Origin of the sequence: Campylobacter pinnipediorum subsp. pinnipediorum (assembly GCF_002021925.1) — a bacterium.
GTDB lineage: Bacteria > Campylobacterota > Campylobacteria > Campylobacterales > Campylobacteraceae > Campylobacter_A > Campylobacter_A pinnipediorum.
The window spans coordinates 575,183-598,679 of record NZ_CP012546.1 but is presented as its reverse complement, the minus strand read 5'-3'; the positions used below and the strand labels follow the sequence as shown (position 1 = coordinate 598,679).

Sequence of the window (23,497 nt, the reverse complement as noted above, 5' to 3'; positions counted from 1 at the left end):
TATGCAGGAAATTTTATTTTATAAACCATCTATGGATAATGAAGAGCTAGATATGATAAAAAAAGCTTTAAGCGATCAAAATACTAACATTATTGATGATTTTGAAGCATCTTTAAGAAAAACATTTGATGTAAAATATGCTATCACAACTATAAATAATGCAGCAACACACCATCTTGCATTGAGTGCTATGGAAGTTAAACGCGGAGATAAGTTTATATGCTCAGTTAATGCTTTTCCAAGCGTAGCGCAAGCTATTAGATATTTTGATGCTGAGCCTATATTTGTTGACATAAATGAAGATGATTTTACTATAAATCCACAAGCTTTAGAAGAGTCTTTGAAAAAGAATAATCATAAAAAACTTAAAGGTATTTTTGTAAATCATGTAGCAGGTCAAGCTGCTATGATGGATGAAATAGAAGAGATTGCAAAACAATATGATGTTCATATTTTAGAAGATGCAAATAGAGCTGTTGGACTTACTTATAAAGGTGAAAAAATAGGTGCCAAAAAATCACTTTTTACTTGTTTTCAGATTCATTCTCAAACCATAAATCCAACCGCTGCAGCGGGTTTTATGGTAACAAATAATGATGAGATTGCAAAAAAGGCACAACTTTTAAGAAATTATGCGATGGTTAGTGGGCTTGATAAAAGTGGAAATATGGGATATATATATGACGTTGTTGATATAGGTTTAAAGTATGACCTTACTACATTAAATGGTGCTTTTGCATTTGCTCAGTTTAAAAAACATGAAGCTTTTGCCAAAAAAAGACAAGAGATAGCGGCTATTTATGATGAAGAATTAAAAGATTGCCCACATATAAGTTTACCAGTAAAAAAACGAGACCATATTTATAATCAATATATAATAAAAGTTGATAAAAATCGCGATGGATTCGCTAAAGAATTGTTAGAAAATGGAATTCACACATCACTTCACTATGTACCTATTCATTTGTTGACATACTATAAAAGCAAATATGGGCTTAAAGTTAATGCTTTTCCTAATGCTCTTAAAAATTATCAGCAAATACTATCTTTGCCTATATATGGTGCATTAAAAGAAGAAGAGATATATTATATTTGCGAAAAAATCAAAGAAATAGCAAAAAATCGTGTTTAATAAGTTAAATATTTGGGTACAAAGATATTTTTATTACCCAAATATTTTTGATAAAATTTTATCATTTTTTTTAATTCCAATAACTATTTTGTATGCCTTTGCGGTCTATTTTAAAAAAAAATTTTCAAAAGAGATGGATTTTCAAATACCCATAATAAGCATAGGAAATATAACCCTTGGTGGAAGCGGCAAAACCCCACTTTGTATAGCTATAGCAAATGAATTTAAAGATGGTTTTATAATTCTTAGGGGCTATAAAAGACAGAGTAGCGGGCTTATTTGCGTTTGTATAAATGGAAGTATTTTAACTGATGTTTTAACTAGCGGTGATGAAGCTATGGAGTATGCTACAAATGTCAAAAATGCTAATGTTATCGTTAGTGAAAATAGGGATATTGCTATACAAAAAGCAAAAGAGCTTGGTGCAAAATATATACTTTTAGATGATGGTTTTGGTAAATTTCATATAAAAAAATTTAATATTCTCATTAAGCCAAAACAAGAGCCGTTTTTTGATATCTGTATACCTAGCGGGGCTTATAGGTATCCTTTTTATTTTTATAAATTTGCTGATTTTATAGCCCAAGAAGATATCTCTTATTTTAAAAATACAAAGATAATAAATCCAACCCAAAGAATGGTTTTGGTTTCAGCTATAGCAAATCCAAATAGGCTCGATGAGTTTAAACAAATATGTGTAGAATCTTATTATTTTGTTGATCATTATAGCTTTAAAAAAGATGAGTTGTTAAAAATCATCAAAGAGCATAATGCAACATCTATTTTAGTTACAAATAAGGATTTTGTAAAGATTAAAGATTTTGGTCTTAATGTGTCTTTAATAAAGCTTCAGGTAGTCCTTGGTAATGAGTTTAAAGAGCTTATAAACTCAAAAATTTTATAATTAAAATAAATATAACTATATAAAGGTAGTGTATGAAATTAGTTCAAACAAGAGCAAAAAAAGATGAAAAACTAAAAAAAGTAGAACTTACTCAGGCATTATTGTCGCCTAGTAGTAAATATGGTGGTCTTTATGCACCAAAAAAATTTCCATATATTTCACAAGAGCTTTGGAATGAATTGGCTAAATTAAAATATGAAAAATTTGCATTAGAAATTTTAAAATTATTTAAGTTTGACATTGAAAAAGATATTTTTAAAAAAGCCTTAAAAAGATATAGAAGCTTTGATGATCCAAAAAATCCAGTTAAACTCAAAAAAATAGATAAAAATATATATGTAAATGAGCTATATCACGGACCTACTCGTGCTTTTAAAGACATGGCACTTGCTCCATTTGGCGAAGTTTTAAGCTCGCTAGCCAAACAAAAAGATGAAAAATATTTGATTATGTGTGCTACTAGCGGGGACACAGGACCTGCGACACTAAACACATTTGCAAATGCTGAAAATATAAAGGTTGTTTGCATATATCCAGCTGATGGAACAAGTGAAGTTCAAAGACTTCAGATGGTTTGTATGAAGGGTGAAAATTTAAAAGTTATAGGCATAAAAGGTGATTTTGATGATGCTCAAAATACACTAAAAACTCTTTTAGCTGATGATGAGTTTAAGTCTGAACTTAAAAAAGAGAGTTTAAATTTAAGTGCGGCAAACTCTGTAAATTTTGGTCGTATAATGTTTCAAATTATTTATCATGCTTATACTTATACAAAGCTTTTAAAAGATAAGGTTATAGATGAAAATCAAAGTATTGATATTATAGTTCCGAGTGGAAATTTTGGAAATGCTTTGGGTGCTTATTATGCAAAAAAAATGGGTGCTAAAATAGGAAAAATAAAAATAGCATCAAATAAAAATAAAATTTTGACAGAATTTTTCAATACCGGAAAATATGATTTAAGAGATAAAAAATTAGCAAAAACCATAAGCCCTGCAATGGATATTTTGATTAGTTCAAATATAGAAAGATTATTGTTTGACAAATTTGGTGCCGTTAGAACAAGAGAGCTTATGAAAGATTTGAGTGAAAACAAATTTTATAAACTCAAAAAGAGCGAACTTGCAAAGTTGCAAGAGGATTTTGTAGCTGATTTTTGCACTGATAAAGAGTGTGAGAAATTTATAAAAAAATGGGTCAAAAAAGGCTATGCAATAGACCCACATACCGCAACTTGCTTTAAGATGATAGATAATAAAAGCATAAATATAGTAACATCAACAGCACATTGGGTAAAATTTGCACCTAGTATGCTAAAAGCTTGTGATATGCAAAGCAAAGATGAAAAACAAGGACTTAAAAAACTTGCCAAAAAACTAGATCAAGAAATTCCAAAAAGCATAAAAAAGCTATTTAATGCTAAGAATTTACACCCTAATATAGTTGAAAAAGATAATATAAAAGATGAAATTTTATCTTGGATAAAACAATGATTATTATTCCAGCAAGACTAAAATCAACGAGATTTCCTGAAAAAATAATAACTCCTATAAACGGGGTTCCTATGTTTGTTGCTACGGCAAAAGCTGTTAGTGAGTGCGATGATGTGGTTGTTGCTGTTGATAATGAAAAAGTTCTTCAAATAGCAAAACAATACAGCATAAAAGCTGTTTTAACTGACCTAAATCATCAAAGCGGAACAGATAGGATAAGACAAGCTACCGAGATTTTAGGCCTTAAAGATGATGAGATAATTATTAATGTTCAAGCCGATGAGCCATTTATAGAAACAGATGTCATACGAAATTTTAAAACTTTTTGTGCAAAAAACCAAAATAATGCTTTTATGTTTTCTTGTTATAAAAAAATAGATAAAGAAAATGTAGATGATTTAAATTTAGTAAAAGTTGTGACAGATAAAGATGAATATGCTCTTTATTTTTCTCGCTCTTGTATTCCTTTTAATAGATCCGATTTAATGGCTACTTATAAGGCTCATCTTGGAATTTATGGGTATAGTGTTAAAAGCTTGAATGAATTTTGCAACCTTTCTTATTCAACGCTTGAAAACTTGGAGAAATTAGAGCAATTAAGAGCATTGGAAAATGGTAAAAAAATACTTATGCTAGAAGTTAGTAGCAAAAGTATAGGAATAGACAGTAAAGAGGACTTACAAAAAGCATTAAGTGAGTTTAGATAACTAAACTCACACTTTAAATTTATTTAGATTTGAATTTAGTGTAGTGTAAACACTTTTTAATACCTCAGCGATATTAACAAGTTCTTTTGAAATTTTATCATTGTCGTTTGCTATGATTAAAAACTTCTCAATCTCTTTTAGTAAATTTGTTAGATTTTCCAAAGTTTGGTCTGTTTTTATCTTTACATCTTTAGTTATTTTTATTGATTCATTGTTTGTGCTTTGTGCTTCGTAAGCAATTTTCATAAGTTCATTTGCTTAAACACTTAGACTGAAAATATTTGTAGCACTTTCTTTTAGTGATGAGTTTAAGTAAGCAACTCCGGATATGATGTTTTTAGAGCTTTGTTCTATATGTTCTAACTGCGAATCAGTTTGTTCAGCTAGACTTATTACTTTTTTCTTGCAACAACAGCAAATACTTTTCTATCAACACTAACTCCTACTACTTCAATAGCAGTATTTAAGGAAAGTGAGTTGCTTTGCTCTACCATATCTCTTATTAAGTTAGCTTTTCCTTCTATATCTTATTTTAACTCCATTCTATTTTTAAAATTATTTTTAGAATATTCATACAATACAGATACAACATTCTTGATATTTTCTCCCAATCTAATAAACATAATATTTCTAATTTCTTTTAATTTATTTAATTCAGCATTATTTGGATTTGAAGTTATCAATGATTTGAATTCCTCATCTTTTTCCCTTTGAGTAATATTTGTCATTTCATTGATTAGAAAAAAATATTTTTTGAAGTCCATCTTCGATTTTTACATACTATCATGAATAGCTTTTGTCATTTATAAAATTCAAAAAGAAATAACTCCATTTTGCATTATGTAAAAAGTATTTGAAAATTTGTTAATAGAAATCAACGAATAAACTAAAATTAATAAAGTTATTCCCAATAAATATGATTTTTGAAAATCTGCTTATTTTCTAAAATATGCATCTATGAGATTTTTTTAATTTTGAAATTTAGAGCTATTTTTGGACATTAGAGCATTGTTGGATTTTTTTAAATTTATATTTTTTGTAGTTTCAAATAAATTTTTCATATTTGTTGCATAAATATCATATTTTGTAAGAAATATATTTAATTTTGGTCAGTTATTTGTGTCTTTAGATAAAAAACACCATTAATCATAGCTCTAATTCATAGATTCTTTTGCATTGGCTACAAAGTTAAAAGCAATCAAACAAGATTTTATATCTGGATAAACTCAACATAAAGCTATTTAATGAATTTGTATAATTTAAGCATAAGCTTCTGTAATTTTTACTAGCTTTATATCAATTTTATTCTCAATATCTAGTCTAATATCTTTAAGAATTTCACTTTTGAGCTTTAGCCAAAAATCATCGTTCAGTTTTACTTGATGTAAAATATCATAAAATTTTAAAAAGATTATCAACTATTTTTCTGTGATTTTTCAGTTTTGTTTTTGTGGCTACAATACAATTTGCAGTCTATCTCATACTAACTCACGCTTTATTTGTATTTGATAAATTAATTTTCTATACATGAAACTTAATAAATAATTTTTGGTAAAATCTTAGCCTGTTTGTATCTGTTGTAATATTCTTTAAAATACAAAGTTGATAATGCGACAATACATAGCAAAAACCATGATAAGCATAAGTTTTGTACGTAATTTTAAATTTATGCTTATTCTTTTTGTTTAAATGGTAAATATTATTTCAAAAAATATTAAAATAATTTTAAAAATAAGAAATTTTTTATTTTTACCCATTTATAGTTTTTTAAAAATATACATAATTTCTGGAGACAATCCATCTATCTTTAAATTTTCTGTTTTTGATAAAGCTAATGCTATTTGATTTAATTTACTATCATAAGATGGATTGTTGGGACTTGAGTTTGCAGCATTTAAAACTCTAGATATAAAATAATAAATACTATTAAAATCACAAATTTCTTTGATCTTAAATTTGTCTTTTATATCATCTAAAAATTCATTTTTCAGATATTCATTAAAATGATGTACTTGAATTGGTTCAAGATTCAAAGCTGCTCTTAATTTATTTATTTTTTCTAGTGGCTCTATAAAAGCTTCCATCATAATATACATACCATCTTGCTTTAAACATTTATATATATTATTTATAGCTTTATACTTTAAATCACCTTTTAAATTTATCAACAATCTCTTGCTTATAATAATGTCAAATTTTATTTGAAGTTTATCAGACAAATTATCTGTTGCAGATAAATTTAAGAATTTTATATTTTGCAAAGATTGTATTTGACTGTTTGCATTTTCTATCATTTCCTTTACAGCATCTATTCCATAAAATATAGATTTTGGTCTTTGTTTGGCCAGATTTATGATGTTTAAACCATTTCCACAACCAAAATCACAAACAATTTTATTATCTGGAATGTATTTTTCTAAAAATAATTTCTCCAGTTCTTCCGAATTTGAATCAAAATTTACAGCTTTTATGTTATTTTTATATTTAAGTGCTTGATTTTTCCAAAATTCTAAATTGTCTTGCTGCATTTTTTGTTCCTAATTTATAATTTTGCATATTCTAATATATTTTTATAAAAATTCAATTTAATAATTTAAAGTTTATTCTTTAAATCATCTTTATAGAATATATCTTCGGCTTTTATTGTGTCATCGTTTAGCATTTTAGAATTTCATTTCTTAATTAAAGTTCTTTTATTTATCTAACTACATCTTTATTACAACTCATCTTGCTAAATTATACTTATCAGTAAAAAATATGCTATTAATGTGTTTTTTGGTCATTTAGTATATTTATTTGTTTTATATATGATTTGTTTTTACTTGTTGTTTTGTATCATAAAAATATTTATATAATCAATTAACACCATAAGCAAGTCTTTTTCTGCTATCATATAAATGATATTTCTACCAGCTTCTATGCTTTTTATAGGATTTATTACAAACAAATTTAAGCTTAAAAAAATAATAAATACAATAAGCAATAAAACACTATACTTAAAGCAATTTTTTACTTTTGTATACAAATTGTATTCTGTAATTTTTAAATCTCAACGAAAAAATATTAAAATAATTATTTTTTTTGTTATTTTCTTGATTTATCTTAATGAATTTATATATTTTTTTTGTTATATTTATGTTAAATAAAAAAGTAAAGATATAGAAAAATGACAAAAGATAAATTTAAAAGTGAAATACAAACTGTAACAAAATTTATTCAGCTTTATTGTGATGATAAACATAAAGACAATAAAAAAACACAAAGGAGTATTTCTATTGATTTTAATGGTGAAGACAATGTGCTAAATATAGATGTTTGTTTATGTGATGAATGTATGCAAATTGCAAATTATGCCTATGAAAGACTAAAAAGATGTCCACATACAGAAAAACCAAGATGCCATAAATGCCCACACCCATGCTATGAATTACCTATTTGGAAACAAATGGCTAAAATAATGAGATATAGCGGTATGAAATTGGGGCTAAATAAGATAAAAAGACTTATATTTAGAGATTAAGATTAGCTATGTGTTACTGCTGTTTTGGTAAGTTCGCATAGCTTTACACCTTTTAGACCACCAATTCTATCACAAAATTTTTTTATTTTTTTTCCTCTACCTTTTAATACTAATGTTTCAAGGCAATTTTCATGGTTAAGGTGTATATGTGTTGTGCAAATTATTTCTATATCGGCATCGTGTTGAAGTTCTAGCATTCTTAAAACAAGATCGCTATGATGATGTTCGTATATTAGTGTTAAAACACCAATTAACGTATTTTTTTCATTGTTCCAGCTATCTTGAACCATTTTTTCTCTAATCATATCTCTTATAAACTCACTTCTTGACACATACCCTTTTTCTTCTATTCTGTTATCTAATTCGTTTAATAGAGGTTTTGGCAAAGATACACTAAATCTTATAATTTCATCCATGGTTATCCTTTATATTAAGAGATATTGAATTTGTCCTAAGCATATATTTGAATCATTGGAACAAAATTTTGAATTTTCATAATATTTTATATTATGATGTTTGAATTTATTATGAATTGCATTTAAAAGTATGCTATTTTGAAAAACACCACCAGAAAAAATAACCTCCAAATCTTCTTTTATTGCTATTTTGCACATTAAGTTTGCTACTCCGTTTATAAATCCAGTTGAAGCTTTTGTCTTGTCATCTTTTAAAGCACCTAAAAAAGCATCTTTAAAATTTATAATACCATCATCTAATTTAAATTCATAGCTAAAATCTAAATTTTCATCATAAAATTTTTCAAGCTCCATCCCAGTTTGTGCTTCATAGCTTATATTTTTTATATCAAGCACTATACAAGCAAAAGCATCAAATATCCTACCAAGAGAGCTTGTTTTTATTGATGATTGATTATTTTTTGATATTAGTTTTAAATTTTTTATAGTTTTGCTATCAAATTGATTCAAAAATTCTCTAGCTTCAACTTCTATATCGTATTTAAATATCACACTAAGTGCTAATTTATATATATTTTTTATGCTACTTTCTCCACCTAACAATAAAAATTCATCAAAATGATAGAGTCTATTATAATTTTTGCCATTTATTTCAAAAACTTCGCCGCCCCAAATTTTACCATCATCCCCAAAACCAGTTCCATCAAAACAAAATCCAAGATATTTTTTATCCAAAGATAGATTATTTTCAAGAATAACACTAAGCAAATGTGCATAATGGTGTTGAATTTGCGTTATTTTGTATTGTTTGGACTTAGCATATTTTAAGTTCAAAAATTGAGGGTGTAAGTCAGCTATAACTTCATCAAATTTAAGCTCATATGTACTTTGAAATAAGTTTAAGACATCTAAAAATCTATCAAAGGTTGCTACATTTTTTAAATCGCCTATATATGGACTTATAATTATAGTTCCGTTGTTATATATAGCAAATTGATTTTTAAGCTCGGCTCCGAGTGCCAAAAAAACTCCTTTTTTGTTTGAGTTTGTGTTTATAAAATTTGGGTTAAGTCCTCTTGATGTTCTTGTAAAAAATGTCTTTTTATTGTTTACAAATCCTATACTATCATCGCTTGGAGAAAATATCTCTCTATCGTGATCTAAATAAAAATCAATAACATCTGATAAGGAATTTAATAGCTGATCTTCTTTGCATATAACTGGTTGCGATGATATATTTGCACTAGTTGCTATTATATCACATTTTAGATACTTAAAAAGAGCTAGATGAATTCCGCTAAATGGAAGCATTAATCCTATTTTGTTTAAATTTGGAGCTACACTTTTTGCTATTTTTGTTTGTTTTTTTGTTTTTAAAAGAACTATTGGTTTTAAATTTGATATCAAAAGCTCTTCTTCGTCTTTTGATATATGAGCATTTTGTTTTGCTGAGCCTATATTTTTTGACATTATCGCAAATGGTTTATGACGCCTATGTTTTTTCTCTCTTAATTTATTAACTACATTTTCATCAAATGCATTGCAAACTAAATGAAATCCACCAAGGCCTTTTATGGCAAGTATTTTTCCATTATTTATTAGATTACATGCTGTTTTTATAGCTTTTTCATCTATAGATAATATATTTTTATCTTTATCTTTCAGCATTAACCTAGGCCCACAATCGGGGCAAGAAATTGGCTGTGCATGGTATCTTCTGTCTAAAGGATTTGTGTATTCACTTTCACAAGTTTTACACATTTTAAATACACTCATTGTTGTGTTTTTTCTGTCATATGGTAATGACTGTATTATACTAAATCTAGGGCCACAGTTTGTGCAATTTATAAATGGATAGTTAAATCTGTGATTTGTTGGAGCAAAAAATTCTCTTTCACAATCTTTACAAAGTGCAAAATCAGGAAGTATTGGTGATATTTTTTTTGCTTGTTTGGATTCTATAATTTCAAATTTATCAAATTTTTCATCTATTTTGTATTTTTTTATATCATCAATTCTAGCAAGCGGGGGTAGTTTTTTAACTAGCTCCTTTTCAAAAATTTTTATATTATTTTCATCTCCATAAATGCTGATTTTTACACCACTATCATCATTGTATACATTACCAAAAAGGTTGTGTTTGATTGCCAATAAATACACAAAAGGTCTAAATCCAACACCTTGAACTAGACCGAAAATTTCAAATTTATATGATTGAATCAAGATTTAAATCTTCTTTATATTGCAATCTTTTATATACGCCAAGAAATCATCTCTTAGTTTTTTTTCTTTTTTTGCTATCACATCTTCTTTTGTTATTGTTTTTGGTTGAGCTGATTTTTGCTCTTTTACCATATCCTTTTTTATCTCTTTTAAGCTGTCAAAAAAATTATTCATCTTTATCCTTTTTAATTATTTGAAATTTATTTTTATTCTAAAGATTAACAAGTTATCACTAAAAAAAGTATAAATTTATTCAAACTATGTTTAATTTAAGGATATTTTGATAAAATCACAAATCTAAATAAGTATTTTACTTTACTACTTCTTGCGCTCGTAGCTCAGCTGGATAGAGCATTTGATTGCGGTTCAAAAGGCCAGAGGTTCGAATCCTCTCGGGCGCACCATTCATACATTTTCAATATCTTCTTGTTTTTTAAAGTAATAATTTTATTAATACTACTAGGTTTTTTAATCTTCTTATGTTTTCTTTGTTTTTAAGCATTTTTTACAGACTAAGTAAACTTGATATAAAAAAGTCTGCCAAAAATCAGGTTTAAATAAATATCTATATCCTTAATTTTCATTAAAATGTTTTTTATTTTAAATTTTTTATATTTTTAGTATAATATTTTTAAAAATATTTATAAGAGATTTATGTGAATTTTAATGCTATAAAAAAAGATATAGAAAAGCTAGAACAATATATTACCACTTTTGAAAATATCAATAATGATAATATTGAAAACCAATCAAATTTAAGTGTAATTGAGTTTAATAATATGATGGAAAATCTAAAAAACAAAAACTTAAAAAGTCGAAATGAAAGTTCTTTTTTTAAAAGAGTTTTTAACGATGAAGATTACTATGAAAGTATAAGCTCTTATTTGCAACAAATCCAAATGCTCTTAAGACATAAGATGAAGAAAAATGGTGTTGATCCAAATATAAATAAAAATTTAAAGCAGAGCTTGGAATTTATAGAAGAGACGATAGACTTGCTTGTTGTTGAATATGGCAATTCTTCCAAAAAAGGCTACAAAAATACAGCAAAGCATAAAAATAAAATAAAAGAAACATTGGTTGCTTTAGTTGATCTCAAAGAGAAATTAAATAAAATAGTTTATAATGATTCAAAGATAGTTTCAAATGTTGTTTTAAACGAATTTGAGTCTATTTTTTCTTTATTTTCTAATTGTATTAAGGTTGCAAAAAATAGATCAGATGAACTTTTATTAGTCGAGGTTGCTAGTTTGTCTGATAAGATCATGAATATGATTGAACCTGTGTTTGTTAATAAAAGCTTAAATCCAGATGAATTAATATATTATTATCTGTTTTATGAGCTAAAGGAACTTAAGACTAGCGCCGTATCTGTTGATGTAAAAAGTTTATAATTTAAGGTTTTTTCTTATTTTGCTTTTATATAAGTTATAATGTATTCAAGACCTGAATATAGTGTTAAAATTACTGAGAACCAAAGCAATACATCTGAAAATGACCATTGCATTACAAGCCATCCTATGGCTATCATTTGAAAAACTGTTTTTATTTTTCCAGCTATAGAAGCCGAAACATTTAAACCCTCACTTGCAACAACAACCCTAAAACCAGTTATAAAAAACTCCCTTACTAGTATTATATATACAGCCCAAGGATTTGCTCTTTGTATCATCATAAGACCTAAGAAAGCTGCCAATATAAGCATTTTGTCAGCCAATGGGTCAAGTATGGCACCAAGTTTTGTTTTTTGGTCCCATGCTCTTGCTATATATCCATCAAAAAAGTCTGTTACACTAGCTATAACAAAAATAAGTCCAGCAAAATAATTTATCCAACTTATATGCACATCTGAAAAATTAGATTGTGCATTTATAAGTATGTAAAACATCAATGGTGCTAAAAGTATTCTAAAAAAAGCTAGCGCATTTGGCAGATTTAGACTCATTTAAATGTTGTTCCTCCGTCGATAACAAATGTATGTCCTGTTACCCAGCTTGCTTTGCTTGAGCATAAAAATAGACAAGCACCTGCTAAATCATCAGGTTGTCCCATTCTGTTTAAAGGACTAAGTTTTGATGTAACTTCTTTAACCTCTTCGTAGTTTGTAAATGCTTTTAAAGCATCTGTGTCTATAGGGCCACCACTTACTATATTTACTCTTATATTAAACTCTCCAAGTTCTGTTGCTGCATACCTTGCCATTGCTTCAACAGCTGCTTTTGCTGTTCCGTGACCAGCATAGTTTTGTATATAGACTAAATTTCCAGTTGATGAAAGAGATATTATGCTTCCACCTCCAACTTTTTGCATTCTTTTTGCCGCTTCTTGAGCTCCAACAACAAATGCATTTACTGTTGCTGTAAAGATATTATTTATTCCTCTTGGTCTTAATTTTAAAAATTTAGTATAACCGCCAGCTACAGAACGACCAGCTATAATTGCGTTTGATATAAAAAAATCAACTCTATCAAAATCTTCATCTATTTTTAAAAACAAATCTTTATACATTTCTGGCTCTAGTATGTTTAAGGCATAAGCTCTGGCTTTTATGTTATATTCTTTTTCTAATTCCAATGCTTGTTGTTTTGCAAGTTCTTCGTTTGAATTATAAGTAAAAGCAATATTTGCACCCATTTTTGCAAATTCTAAGACAATAGATCTTCCTATCCCTCTGGTTCCACCACTAATTACTAAAGTTTTGTTTTGAAAATCATCTTTTAAATACATTAAAATCCTTTTATATTATAGTTTTTCATAATTTTTTCTATATTTTTTAAGTTTTCGTTACTTGGTTTTGTTAATGGCAATCTATATTCAAGCACAGGTGTTAATCCAGCTAAATACATAGCTGCTTTTACTGGTATTGGATTGCTTTCACAAAACATAATTTTATTAATATCATATAACATATCATTTATTTTTTTAGCTTGTATGAATTTTTCTTCTAAAGCTAAATGTGTTAAATCAGATATATTATCTGGTAATAAATTTGATGTTACAGATATGACACCCTTGCCACCATTTGCTAAAATAGGGTAATTTATAGCATCTTCTCCGCTTATTACTACCAAAGCAGGTTCGTGTGCCAAAAGATCAACACATCTATCTATTTTTCCTGTTGCTTCTTTTATGCCATATATATTCTTACAATCTTTAAAAAGCTTAAGAGCCGTTTGGGGCATTATATCAGAGCCTGTTCTGCCTGGCACATTATACAATAAAACTGGTATATCTATGCTATTTGCTATAGCTTTATAGTGTTCATATAGCCCATTTTGCATAGGCTTGTTGTAATAAGGTGCTACGGAAAGTATACCGTCTGCTCCATTTTTTTGTGCAAACTGAGCTATATCTATAGCTTCATGCGTAGCATTACTTCCAGCTCCAGCTAACACTTTTGTATTTGTATTTTTACAGACATTAACTGCTATTTCTATACAAACTCTATGCTCATCATGGGTTAGAGTTGCACTTTCTCCAGTTGTTCCAACCGGCACCACGGCATCTATCCCGTTTTTTATCTGTCTAAGGATTAGTTTTTCATAAGTTTCTTCATCTATTTTATTATTTTTAAATGGTGTTATCAATGCCGTCATTGCACCTATAATTTGTTGTTTCATCCCTCTTCCTTTTTTAGTATAACCGTGGTTGAGTTTTTTGCTATAAAGTATTTTTTTGCAGCCTCTTTTAGCATCTCTTTGTCTATATTTTCTATGCTTTCCTCCAGCTTATATAAAGGTTTTATGTCACCTTTTGCTAGATAACTGCCATATAAGCTAGCAACCTTGGAAGCACTATCAAATGAGTATACAAAATCTGTTTTTATGATATTTTTAACTCTTAAAATATCATCTTCATCTATCTCTTTTTCTTTTATATTTGATATTATTTGTAAAATTTCTTTTTCTATATCTTCTGCTTTAATGTCTGGATTACAAACTGCAAGGAATACAAAAAGATTTTCATCTATACTGCTCATAGGATATGCATATATTTGATTTACAAGCTGTTTTTGTTCTACTAAGATATCTTGTAAAATAGAGCTTTTGCCGTTTGCTAGATATTCACTCATAGCATTTAAAGCTATTTGATCTTCGTGATTAAATGGCGGTATTTTATATGCAATTGCAATCATTTGAGTAGGGCTATCTTTGTATATTATAGCTCTTTTTTCACCATCTTGTTTTGGTTCTATGCAGTGTAATTTTGGTATTTGTTTTGTATTTTTTATATTCTCAAAACTATCTTTTGCTAGTTTAAATGCATCGTCTTTTGAGATATCGCCACTTATTATTAGTATTGCATTTTTTGGTTGATAATATGTTGAGTGAAATTCTTTTATATTATTAATATTCCAATTTCTTATATCATTTATAAAGCCTATTGGTGTCCAGTGATATGGATGATACATAAAAGCATTATTGTAAAGCCTAAAATACAAATATCCCAATGGATTATTATCAGTTCTCCATCTTCTTTCTTCTGCAACAACATCTCTTTCTGGTTGAAATTCACTATCTTTTAGTTTTAAATTCTTCATAAGTTCAGCAAATAAATCTAAGCTTTTTTTTAGATTTTCATTTGAGCATTTTATGAAATAATGTGTATAATCAAATCCAGTAGAAGCATTATTTATTCCACCAAATCCTTTTACTATCTCATCAAATTCTCCAGCTTTTAGGTTTTTTGTTGATTTGAAATTTAAATGTTCTAGCATGTGAGCTATCCCGCTTTTACCCATAGTCTCATTTCTGGACCCAACTTTGTAAAATATATCTACACTTATAACTTTTGAGCCCTTGTTAACAGGTATATGATAAACTTCTAGCTTATTTTTTAGTGTAGTTTTATTAAATTTTATCAAAAATAATCCTTCTTTATCTTTTAATATCTATTCCAATGGCATCTTTTATATTAGATAGTCCATCTTGTTTTAATAATTTTAAAATGCCACTATTTATATCATAACAAATTTTGGGACCTTTGTATATAAAACTTGTAAAAATTTGAATCAAACTAGCACCCATTTTAATTCTATCATAGGCTTCTTGAGCATTGTCTATACCGCCACAGGCTATTAATACAGTTTTACCATATGTTTCATTTGATATTAATTTAAACATATTTCTTGAAAGTTGTTTTATGTTTTGTCCACTAAGACCACCAAAATCCCTTAAGTTTTTTGAGTTTGATAGCGAATAGTTGATGCTTGTATTTGCTAGTATGATACCATTTGCGCCATTTTCTATTGCGCTTATGCAAATTTCAATTGCCTTTTTTATCTCCAAATCAGGTGAAATTTTTAAAATAATTGGTTTTTTTGTAATATTTTTTAATGTTAAAAAAAGTTCTTTTATAAAATCTTTTTCTTGTAAATCTCTTAAATTTGGTGTGTTTGGTGATGATATATTTACCACAAAAGCATCACAAATATCGTTAAAATCATTTACTAGTTTTTCATAATCACAAATGGCATTTTTATTTGGTGTAAGCTTATTTTTTCCTATGTTCGCCCAAAGTGGAATTTGGAATGGATATTTGTTTTTAACAATATTTTTTATATATTCGCTTCCTTTATTATTAAAACCCATTGCATTTTGTATACTTTCTTCATCTATCAATCTAAAAAGGCGAGGTTTAGCATTTCCATCTTGAGGTTTTGGTGTAAAAGTTCCGCATTCTAAGTATCCAAATCCTAAGGATTTTAGTCCAGATAGCATTGTTGCATTTTTATCAAATCCACCACCTATACCAACCGGATTTTTATATGTTGTTGAAAATATATTTTGCTCTAAAGCTTGATCTTCAAATGTAAAATATTTTGAAGTAAAATCAAAAATTTTAGGACATAATGCATCTGTATAGTGCAATGTATTTTCTACTATTTTGTGAGCAGTTTCCGGATCAAATTTAAAAAAAATTTGTTTTAAATAATCATATTTTAAAATCAAAAAAATATCCTTAAAAATATATCAGAGATTGTATCAAAAAACCGCTTAAACTAAGGCTTTGCCTTTGAGTTTTGCATAAATATCACAATTTTTACTTAAATTTTCATCAGTATCAAAGCCGGCAACAACCCCATTGCTTATAACAACTATTTTATCAGCATTTTGTATAGTGCTTAGTCTATGAGCTATAACAAATATTATTTTTGTGTGCTTTAATCTATTTATAGCATTTGTGATCTCTTTTTCACTCTCATTATCAAGAGCTGATGTGGCTTCATCAAATATTAAAATTTCTGGATTTTTGTATAGTGCTCTTGCAATTGCTATTCTTTGTCTTTGCCCACCTGAAAGATTTGTTCCAAACTCATCAAGAATAGTATTTATACCATCATCTAATTCGCTTACAAACCCATAAGCATTTGCCATTTTTAATGCATTTATAATAGCTTCTTCATTGTATTCTTTTCCATAAGATACATTGTTTGCTATTGTGTCATTAAAAATATATATTCTTTGTGTCACAAGTCCTATCTTGTCACGAATGGAATTTATACTAAAATCATTTATATTTGTTCCGTTTATTTTTATGATACCGCTAGTTACATTGTAAAATCTCATCAGAAGGTTTATAATTGATGTTTTTCCACCGCCACTAGAGCCTACAAAAGCTATCATTTCAGATGTTTTTGCCTCAAAATTTATGCCTTTTAATACCTCTTTTTTATCATAGTTTAGTCTAACATTATCAAAAATTATACTACTAATTTTATCTGGAATTTCTAAATTGCCATCCAACATTAAACTTTTTTTATCCATTAGTTCAAATGTTCTTTCACTTGCTGCTATTGCATCTTGTAGTTTGCTATAAATTCCAACAACTCTTTTTATTGGGGTATAAAGCATAAAAAGAGCAGATAAAAATGAAAAGAATGATCCTATGCTAATAGTGCCATCTATTACCTCTTTGCCTCCTATAATTATAACTATAGCAACACCTATTGAGCCTATCATCTCCATTAAAGGGCTTACTAATTGTTCTATTCTTGTTGCTTTTAAGTTTATTTTTAGAAAATTAAAATTTTCATCCGCAAATCTTTTATGCTCATAACTTTGTGCATTATTTGCTTTTATTATCTCAATATTTGTAAAAATTTCATTTAAAGCCGAACTTATATCTGATATTTTTTCTTGAGATTTTCTTGAGATTTTTTTCATTTTTTTTGCAAGAGTTATTATGGGATATGCAGCAACCGGAAGTACTATGAGGGCAAAAAATGCCAATCTTGGACTTTGATATATAACAACACAAAGTAATGATATGGCGGTTATAATTTCTCTTATGAACTCAGGTATCATTGTAGATACTATAGTTCTAATTCTTTCAATATCATTCATCGTTCTACTCATTAACTCGCCAGTTCTATATTTGTTAAAAAAACTCATATCAAGGCTTAATAGTTTTGCTAACAACTCATCTCTAAAACGCCTAATTGCATCTTGCCCTATATAGGCTGTATAATATGCTTGCATAAATGTTCCGGCATTTTTTAGAAAATAAACAAGTATTATCGCATAAGGTAATATATATAGTAATTCTCTGTTTTTTTCAACAAAAATTTTATCTAAAACAGGTTGCACTAGCCATGCTGTGGCAGCTGAGCCCCCACTTGCTAAAATCATACCTATGAATGCTAGTACAAAATACGGTATATAATCCTTAAAATAGCCTTTAAATCTTTTTAATACTTGAAATAAGGTAAGTTGCTTCATATTTTTTCCCAAAATGTTCCATTTGCGGTATCCATTATGCTTATTTGCATTTTTGTAAGCTCTTCTCTTATTTTGTCTGCTGTTTGAAAGTCTTTTGCCTTTTTTGCTTCATCTCTTTTGCTTATAAGTTCATCTATTTTTTGCTTACTTTGCTCATCTATTCCAAACTGAAAATACTCAAAGTTGTCTATAATACCTATGCCTATAACTTTGTTTATAAACGATATATTTGCGACTATTTGAGATTTTATGCTTTTGTTTTTTGGTTCTTTATCCAAGGCTTCATTTGCATTAGCCACAAACTCATCAACAACAGCTAATGCTTTTGATGTATTTAAATCATCACTTAAAGCTTTTAAAATTTCATCTTTGAATCCTGTGTCTATTTCACTTTCTTTTACACCATAAACTCTTTTTTTAAGTCTATATAATTTATCAAGGCGTTTTTTTGATGCATTTAAATCTTGCAATGAATAATTAAAATTCGCACGATAATGTGTGCTTAAAAGATAAAATCTAATAACCTCTCCATGATATAATTTTAATGCATCTTTTACAAAAAAACTATTGCCTAAACTTTTTGCCATTTTTTCATTATTTATTTGTATAAAACCATTATGCATCCAATATTTTGATAGCGTCTTTTCTTCGCCACATCTGCATTGTGCTGCTTCATTTTCGTGATGTGGAAATAATAAATCGCTACCTCCGGCATGAATATCAACCTCAAACTCGCTATCATTTGACAGATATTTTTTTATCATAGCTACACACTCAGAGTGCCAACCAGGTCTTCCTTTACCAAAAGGTGAATCATAAAAGTTTTCATCAAATTTCCATAAAACAAAGTCTTTTTGGTTGTTTTTACAATTATTTGTTTCTATTCTTGCTATGCTATTTTCTTCATTTTCTCTGCCACTTATACTTAGATAGTGCTTGTCTTTTGTTGTGTCAAAATATATTCCGTCATCTAGTTTATAAGCAAAACCTTTGTTTATTAGATTTGATATATAATCAATCATATCATCCACACATTCTGTTGCCTTAGGCTTAATATCTGGGTCTAAGACATTTAAAGCTTTCATGTCATCTTCATAGCTTTTTATATAAAAATTTGTTATTTCTTCTAGTGGCTTATTTGTTTCACTCATTTTTTTTAAAATTTTATCATCAATATCAGTGTAGTTTCTTACAAATTTTAGTTTATATCCAAGCTCTATTAGAACCCTTCTTAATAAATCAAAACTTATAGCTGATTTTGCATGACCTAAATGTGAATGATCGTAAACAGTAGGACCACATACATAAATTCGAACAGTCTCACCTTCTGGTTTAAATTCTAATTTTATTTTTTTAGAACTATCGTAAATTTGCATAAAAAAATTCCTTTAAATATTCAAGGCTAAAAAACTCAACCACTAAAAATATCATTGTAAAAAATATAAATTTAGACTCAATTATACCTAAAAATTTTCTATATCCAAATTCTTTTAGGTAAAGACCAAGTTGTAAAAAACCAACTATAGAACTAGCTAATGCTAAACCAATAGCACCTAAAAATTGCATTAGTATGACTGCTAAGATAAGATTTATTACAAGTCCTATTGTTGCTATTTTAGAAGCTATTTTTTGCTTCATTTTTGCATATAGCCAAAGTGCAAAAAGTTTAATTAGCCCAAACGGCAAAAGTCCTATAAGATAAGCACTTAAAACTTTAGCACATTGTATTGTGTCTTCTTGTGTAAAATTTCCTCTTTCAAAAAGTAGCCAAATTATAGGTTCTGATAACACTATACCACCAACACAGGATGCTAAAAGTGTAAAAAACAGTATGTTAAAACTTTTTTTTGTTTGAAGTAATGCATTTTGTGTATCGTTGTTTTTTAAGAGTCTTGCTATTTTTGGAAATAGTGCTTGTGATAAAGCTATTGCAAATACAGCAAGTGGGAGTTGAAAAATTCTATTTGCATAAAACATATAACTAATACTTCCTGTGGCTAAAAAACTAGCCAGCCATGTATCCATAAAAGAGCTAATTTGAAGTGCTGATGAACCAAAAACACCGTGATAAAAATTGATAAAGAAATTTTTAGTATCAGCTTTTTTTCCTTTTATAAAGTTATAAATTCCTCCAAAAAACATCTTGTTTAGGTTTTTTATATAAAGTGCTATTATATGTGTTATGAGCTGTAAAATACCACCTATGACAACACCACAGCTAAGATACAAAGCAACCTCTTTTTCTGTCTTATTATTTGCAAGTAATAAGGCACAAATCATACTTAAATTTAGTAGTGCCGTAGAAAATGCGGTTGTGGCAAAATGACCTTTGTATTGTAAAAGTGAGCCTATAAAACTAGCCATATAAATAAGTATTAGATAAAAAAAGTTTATCCTTACTAGATTTATAGCATTTATCATATCTTCATCTTTTAATCCAGTAGCTATTATTGTTATAAATTCTTTTGTAAATATATTTACAAGTAGGGTTAAAAGTGAGATAAAAAATAGAAATTTTAGAAAGATCTCGGCACTAAAAATGGCTTTTTTATTTGATTTTACAAAATTTGGTAAAAAAGATTGTGTGAAAGCACCCTCTGCAAATACTCTTCTAAACAAATTTGGCATCTTGAAAGCTATAAAAAATAGATCACTAAAAATTCCAGCACCCAAGATTAGTGCGGTAAGTATGTCACGTACAAGACCTAGTATTCTAGAAAGCATTATACCTGAAGCATTTGAAATAAAACCCTTAATCAAGTTATTTTCCCATATAATCAAAATTAAAATATATGATACTACCGAAAAAAACTTAAAAATATTTTTTACCAATAACGTGGTTTTGTATATAACCAATTTTTAATAAAAATTTAGAGATAATAATAGAAATTTAAATATATTTTACAATTAGGAACTAGCTTGAGTGAAGCAAAATATCTGTCTCCCATTAGTGCAGATTCAAAAACACCATATGAAGATATAAAAGAGATTAGTAAAAATACTGGAGTTGAAGCTAAATTTATAGATTTTAATTTATTAGATTTTACTACATTATATACAAATAAAGAAAATCAAGAACCTGTTAGTTTGTCTAAAAATGAACTTGATATTTTTAATGATCTTGACTTTTATCTTGACCCGACTCTTGTAATAGAGCAAGTTTATAAGGTTGAGTATTACGACATTAGAGTTCTGGTTAAGCCAAAAATTCCAAATATCAGCATAGGAGCAAATCAATCTTTAACAAAGATAGTGGGAACTGTTCATGCAACTAAAGATGCTATTTATGAAAATGGTTATGAAGAATTAATGTATAATTTTATAGCCAAAAAACTAATTAGAGCCAATATTCTTATAGGTATCAGAGATGACAGCCTAAAAAGTGAATTAAAAAAAATATCTTCTATTTTGCGTATCAAAGAGATTATAGATGATGATTATACCTTTATTGTAGCAAAAGGTTTTGAACCTAGAAAATCAATAGAGTCTAAATTGATTCTGCACTATAAAAATAAGCTTAAAAATATTGATAAAAATGACAAGATGGATCATGCCAGTAGAGGTTTTGTCTCAGGTGTTGTATTAAATGAAATGATAATTGAATATATTAAGCCTCAAAATGGAAAGAGTGGTAGGAATGTTAGAGGTGATTTTATAGAGGTTCAATTACCCAAAGACAATAATTTAAAAGAGATAGGCATTACTGAAAACATAAAAAAAATAGAAGATGATACAAGTATAAAATATATAGCTAAAAAACCAGGATTTGTGAGTGATAATCAGGGTATTTATGATATCAAAGAGCAGCTTGAAATAAATGAAATAACCTTTAAAGACACAGGTTCTGTTAAGACGGAGTTAGATTCTAATGTTAGTATTTTAATAAAAGAAGATGATATATTTAAAGATGCTATTGGAACTGGCGTTGTTGTTGAGGCAAAAGATGTTAGCGTGAAAGGAAATATTGGTTCTAACGCATCCGTGATTGCAGATAACGTTAAGATAGGTGGTCAAACTCATGCAAAAGCAAAAGTAAAAGCTAAAAAGGCGGATATACATGTTCATATTGGATTTGTTGAAGCCGATGAGGTTTATATTGATAGGCTTGAAGGCGGAACTGTTGTAGCTAAAAAAGCTATTATAAGAAGCGTAATAGGCGGAAATATAACAGCCGATGAGGTGATAATTGAAACATTAGTGTCAAATTGTACGATAACTGGCCTTAGTTTAATAGATATTAAATATTTACGAGGAAATAATAATAAGCTTATTATAGATGCAACTAAAATAAAAGATAGGAGTTATGATATAGAGGGTCAAGTTGAAAAAATTAATGACTTAAAAAAAGATATTAAAAAAATACCAAAAATATTAGAATCAAAAAAAATAATTATAGATACAAATAAATCTTCTATACATACAATAAAATCTAAAGTTGAAGAATTACAGAAATCTAAGGTTGTTCCACCTGTTACTTTTATAAAAAAACTTAAAGAGTATCAGCAGTTAGTTGGTGAGTATAATATGCTTTTAAAAGAATATAATACAAAAAAAGATAATTTAAAAGAGTTAAAAAATGAGCTTGATTTTATGCAAAATGAGATTTTTGCTTCTAAAATTGTAAATAGAAGTAATTGGCTTGAATTAAATGAGATTAAGTTTATAATAGTTAATCCTGCTACGGAAGTTGTTTATCATACAAGGCAAAATGAGATATCGAGAGTTGTTATGGTAACAAAAATAGAAGAAGGTGATGATATTAAATTTGAGATTAAAAAATCAAATGATCTTGAATTACTGCCAAAATTAAAGGAAAAACAGTGATAAAAGCTATTGAAGGCGTTATAACAAAAAAAGATCCTGCATTTGTTATATTAAAAACAGTTAGCGGTGTTAGCTATGGTATTTTTATATCTCTTTTTTGTTCTGCAAAGCTTGAAAGCGGATCAAAAATAGAGCTTAATATAACTCAAATAATAAGAGAAGATGCAAATTTGTTTTATGGTTTTTTAGATTTGAGTGAGCAAAAAATGTTTGAAATGCTTGTAAAATTAAATGGAATAGGTGCAAGTACAGCTATGGCAATATGTTCATCACTAAATCCAAATTCTTTTACAAATGCCATACTGAATGGAGATTTAGATACTTTAAAAAAAGTTCCAGGAATTGGGTTAAAAACAGCAAGAAGAATAATCGCTGAATTAAGTGATGCTAATCTTATAAGTGGAGAAAACATCTCTGCACATAAAAATGAAGCAATTATGGCTCTTGAGGCACTTGGATTTAAAAAAGATAAAATTTATAAAGTTCTTGCTGGTATTGATGCCGAGTCTATGGAAACTGGTGAAATCATAAAACAAGCTTTAAAAAAATTAGGATAG

Annotated in this window: 23 protein-coding genes and 1 tRNA gene; 9 read left to right on the top strand and 15 right to left on the bottom strand. The window is 27.9% G+C overall.

The window, feature by feature from the left end:
• Position 1 precedes the first annotated feature (1 nt).
• The 4 genes from CPIN17260_RS03095 to kdsB are packed head-to-tail and all read left to right on the top strand — an operon-like array spanning position 2 to position 4,236.
• On the top strand, positions 2-1,132 hold the full coding sequence (locus CPIN17260_RS03095; protein ID WP_069632835.1) for a DegT/DnrJ/EryC1/StrS family aminotransferase: 1,131 nt from the start codon (positions 2-4) through the stop codon (positions 1,130-1,132).
• A complete protein-coding gene (locus tag CPIN17260_RS03090) occupies positions 1,122-2,036 on the top strand; it encodes a tetraacyldisaccharide 4'-kinase (RefSeq protein WP_086936818.1) in 915 nt (304 codons plus the stop codon). Before CPIN17260_RS03095 ends, CPIN17260_RS03090 begins: the two co-directional genes overlap by 11 nt.
• A 32-nt stretch (positions 2,037-2,068) precedes the next feature.
• A complete protein-coding gene (thrC, locus tag CPIN17260_RS03085) occupies positions 2,069-3,529 on the top strand; it encodes a threonine synthase (protein ID WP_069636918.1) in 1,461 nt (486 codons plus the stop codon).
• The gene (kdsB, locus tag CPIN17260_RS03080) at positions 3,526-4,236 is read left to right on the top strand and encodes a 3-deoxy-manno-octulosonate cytidylyltransferase (RefSeq protein ID WP_069636917.1); all 711 of its coding nucleotides are present in this window, start codon (positions 3,526-3,528) and stop codon (positions 4,234-4,236) included. The genes thrC and kdsB overlap by 4 nt, the downstream gene beginning before the upstream one ends.
• Positions 4,237-4,242: 6 nt before the next feature.
• Here kdsB and CPIN17260_RS03075 read toward each other — a convergent pair whose 3' ends face one another.
• The 4 genes from CPIN17260_RS03075 to CPIN17260_RS09515 all read right to left on the bottom strand — a co-directional run bounded on the left by CPIN17260_RS03075 (position 4,243) and on the right by CPIN17260_RS09515 (position 7,183).
• Positions 4,243-4,482 (bottom strand): hypothetical protein, encoded by a 240-nt coding sequence (locus CPIN17260_RS03075; RefSeq protein WP_069632839.1) that lies wholly within the window; start codon positions 4,480-4,482, stop codon positions 4,243-4,245.
• 281 nt (positions 4,483-4,763) lie between these two features.
• Entirely contained in the window at positions 4,764-4,919 is a 156-nt protein-coding gene (locus tag CPIN17260_RS03070) for a hypothetical protein (RefSeq protein WP_153300784.1), read from the bottom strand.
• A 1,074-nt stretch (positions 4,920-5,993) separates the two neighbouring features.
• On the bottom strand, positions 5,994-6,764 hold the full coding sequence (locus CPIN17260_RS03065; RefSeq protein WP_069632841.1) for a class I SAM-dependent methyltransferase: 771 nt from the start codon (positions 6,762-6,764) through the stop codon (positions 5,994-5,996).
• Between the two features lie 290 nt (positions 6,765-7,054).
• Entirely contained in the window at positions 7,055-7,183 is a 129-nt protein-coding gene (locus CPIN17260_RS09515) for a hypothetical protein (protein WP_257787831.1), read from the bottom strand.
• Between the two features lie 219 nt (positions 7,184-7,402).
• Here CPIN17260_RS09515 and CPIN17260_RS03055 point away from each other — a divergent pair, with 219 nt between their 5' ends.
• On the top strand, positions 7,403-7,756 hold the full coding sequence (locus CPIN17260_RS03055; protein WP_069632843.1) for a nitrous oxide-stimulated promoter family protein: 354 nt from the start codon (positions 7,403-7,405) through the stop codon (positions 7,754-7,756).
• A gap of 2 nt (positions 7,757-7,758) precedes the next feature.
• On the opposite strand, the gene nikR is transcribed toward CPIN17260_RS03055, so the two are convergent.
• From nikR to CPIN17260_RS09285, 3 genes are read right to left on the bottom strand one after another with little or no spacing between them, the layout of a single operon-like run.
• Positions 7,759-8,172, bottom strand: a complete 414-nt coding sequence (nikR, locus tag CPIN17260_RS03050) for a nickel-responsive transcriptional regulator NikR (RefSeq protein ID WP_069632844.1) — start codon at positions 8,170-8,172, stop codon at positions 7,759-7,761.
• Between the two features lie 9 nt (positions 8,173-8,181).
• On the bottom strand, positions 8,182-10,395 hold the full coding sequence (gene hypF / locus CPIN17260_RS03045) for a carbamoyltransferase HypF (RefSeq protein ID WP_078440542.1): 2,214 nt from the start codon (positions 10,393-10,395) through the stop codon (positions 8,182-8,184).
• A 3-nt stretch (positions 10,396-10,398) separates the two neighbouring features.
• Positions 10,399-10,569 carry a hypothetical protein gene (locus tag CPIN17260_RS09285; RefSeq protein ID WP_167562272.1) on the bottom strand — a complete coding sequence of 57 codons (171 nt, stop codon included), beginning with the start codon at positions 10,567-10,569 and terminating at the stop codon, positions 10,399-10,401.
• A 153-nt stretch (positions 10,570-10,722) separates the two neighbouring features.
• On the opposite strand from CPIN17260_RS09285, the gene CPIN17260_RS03040 reads away from it, so the two are divergent.
• Together CPIN17260_RS03040 and CPIN17260_RS03035 are read left to right on the top strand one after the other, a co-directional pair.
• Positions 10,723-10,799: transfer RNA gene (locus CPIN17260_RS03040), tRNA-Arg, on the top strand.
• Between the two features lie 252 nt (positions 10,800-11,051).
• The gene (locus tag CPIN17260_RS03035) at positions 11,052-11,789 is read left to right on the top strand and encodes a hypothetical protein (protein ID WP_078440541.1); all 738 of its coding nucleotides are present in this window, start codon (positions 11,052-11,054) and stop codon (positions 11,787-11,789) included.
• A gap of 14 nt (positions 11,790-11,803) precedes the next feature.
• On the opposite strand, the gene pgsA is transcribed toward CPIN17260_RS03035, so the two are convergent.
• From pgsA to murJ, 8 genes are read right to left on the bottom strand one after another with little or no spacing between them, the layout of a single operon-like run.
• Complete coding sequence (gene pgsA, locus CPIN17260_RS03030; RefSeq protein WP_078387512.1) at positions 11,804-12,340, bottom strand: CDP-diacylglycerol--glycerol-3-phosphate 3-phosphatidyltransferase; 537 nt, start codon at positions 12,338-12,340, stop codon at positions 11,804-11,806.
• Positions 12,337-13,122, bottom strand: coding sequence for an enoyl-ACP reductase (locus CPIN17260_RS03025; RefSeq protein WP_069632848.1), 786 nt, complete (start codon positions 13,120-13,122; stop codon positions 12,337-12,339). The genes pgsA and CPIN17260_RS03025 overlap by 4 nt, the downstream gene beginning before the upstream one ends.
• Positions 13,122-14,015 carry a 4-hydroxy-tetrahydrodipicolinate synthase gene (gene dapA / locus CPIN17260_RS03020; protein WP_069637205.1) on the bottom strand — a complete coding sequence of 298 codons (894 nt, stop codon included), beginning with the start codon at positions 14,013-14,015 and terminating at the stop codon, positions 13,122-13,124. Before dapA ends, CPIN17260_RS03025 begins: the two co-directional genes overlap by 1 nt.
• Positions 14,012-15,259 (bottom strand): M16 family metallopeptidase, encoded by a 1,248-nt coding sequence (locus tag CPIN17260_RS03015; protein ID WP_078440540.1) that lies wholly within the window; start codon positions 15,257-15,259, stop codon positions 14,012-14,014. Before CPIN17260_RS03015 ends, dapA begins: the two co-directional genes overlap by 4 nt.
• A 13-nt stretch (positions 15,260-15,272) precedes the next feature.
• Positions 15,273-16,346, bottom strand: coding sequence for a quinone-dependent dihydroorotate dehydrogenase (locus CPIN17260_RS03010; protein WP_078440539.1), 1,074 nt, complete (start codon positions 16,344-16,346; stop codon positions 15,273-15,275).
• Between the two features lie 45 nt (positions 16,347-16,391).
• Positions 16,392-18,116: an ABC transporter ATP-binding protein gene (locus CPIN17260_RS03005; protein ID WP_078440933.1), complete on the bottom strand. Its 1,725-nt coding sequence runs from the start codon at positions 18,114-18,116 to the stop codon at positions 16,392-16,394.
• Positions 18,113-19,492 carry a cysteine--tRNA ligase gene (gene cysS / locus CPIN17260_RS03000; RefSeq protein WP_078440538.1) on the bottom strand — a complete coding sequence of 460 codons (1,380 nt, stop codon included), beginning with the start codon at positions 19,490-19,492 and terminating at the stop codon, positions 18,113-18,115. The genes CPIN17260_RS03005 and cysS overlap by 4 nt, the downstream gene beginning before the upstream one ends.
• Positions 19,476-20,876 (bottom strand): murein biosynthesis integral membrane protein MurJ, encoded by a 1,401-nt coding sequence (gene murJ / locus CPIN17260_RS02995; RefSeq protein WP_078440537.1) that lies wholly within the window; start codon positions 20,874-20,876, stop codon positions 19,476-19,478. The genes cysS and murJ overlap by 17 nt, the downstream gene beginning before the upstream one ends.
• A gap of 159 nt (positions 20,877-21,035) precedes the next feature.
• Between murJ and CPIN17260_RS02990 the strand changes: the two genes are divergently transcribed.
• Positions 21,036-22,940 carry a flagellar assembly protein A gene (locus CPIN17260_RS02990; RefSeq protein ID WP_069632853.1) on the top strand — a complete coding sequence of 635 codons (1,905 nt, stop codon included), beginning with the start codon at positions 21,036-21,038 and terminating at the stop codon, positions 22,938-22,940.
• A complete protein-coding gene (ruvA, locus tag CPIN17260_RS02985) occupies positions 22,937-23,497 on the top strand; it encodes a Holliday junction branch migration protein RuvA (RefSeq protein WP_069632854.1) in 561 nt (186 codons plus the stop codon). The genes CPIN17260_RS02990 and ruvA overlap by 4 nt, the downstream gene beginning before the upstream one ends.

Bases quoted from the DNA above. Each gene is read 5' to 3' on its own strand.
- CPIN17260_RS03075 (WP_069632839.1), bottom strand. From the start codon at position 4,482: ATGAAAATTGCTTACGAAGCACAAAGCACAAACAATGAATCAATAAAA.
- CPIN17260_RS03065 (WP_069632841.1), bottom strand. From the start codon at position 6,764: ATGCAGCAAGACAATTTAGAATTTTGGAAAAATCAAGCACTTAAATAT.
- CPIN17260_RS03005 (WP_078440933.1), bottom strand. From the start codon at position 18,116: ATGAAGCAACTTACCTTATTTCAAGTATTAAAAAGATTTAAAGGCTAT.
- pgsA (WP_078387512.1), bottom strand. From the start codon at position 12,340: ATGAGTCTAAATCTGCCAAATGCGCTAGCTTTTTTTAGAATACTTTTA.
- thrC (WP_069636918.1), top strand. From the start codon at position 2,069: ATGAAATTAGTTCAAACAAGAGCAAAAAAAGATGAAAAACTAAAAAAA.
- cysS (WP_078440538.1), bottom strand. From the start codon at position 19,492: ATGCAAATTTACGATAGTTCTAAAAAAATAAAATTAGAATTTAAACCA.
- CPIN17260_RS03095 (WP_069632835.1), top strand. From the start codon at position 2: ATGCAGGAAATTTTATTTTATAAACCATCTATGGATAATGAAGAGCTA.
- kdsB (WP_069636917.1), top strand. From the start codon at position 3,526: ATGATTATTATTCCAGCAAGACTAAAATCAACGAGATTTCCTGAAAAA.
- CPIN17260_RS03025 (WP_069632848.1), bottom strand. From the start codon at position 13,122: ATGTATTTAAAAGATGATTTTCAAAACAAAACTTTAGTAATTAGTGGT.
- nikR (WP_069632844.1), bottom strand. From the start codon at position 8,172: ATGGATGAAATTATAAGATTTAGTGTATCTTTGCCAAAACCTCTATTA.
- dapA (WP_069637205.1), bottom strand. From the start codon at position 14,015: ATGAAACAACAAATTATAGGTGCAATGACGGCATTGATAACACCATTT.
- CPIN17260_RS09285 (WP_167562272.1), bottom strand. From the start codon at position 10,569: ATGAATAATTTTTTTGACAGCTTAAAAGAGATAAAAAAGGATATGGTA.
- CPIN17260_RS03055 (WP_069632843.1), top strand. From the start codon at position 7,403: ATGACAAAAGATAAATTTAAAAGTGAAATACAAACTGTAACAAAATTT.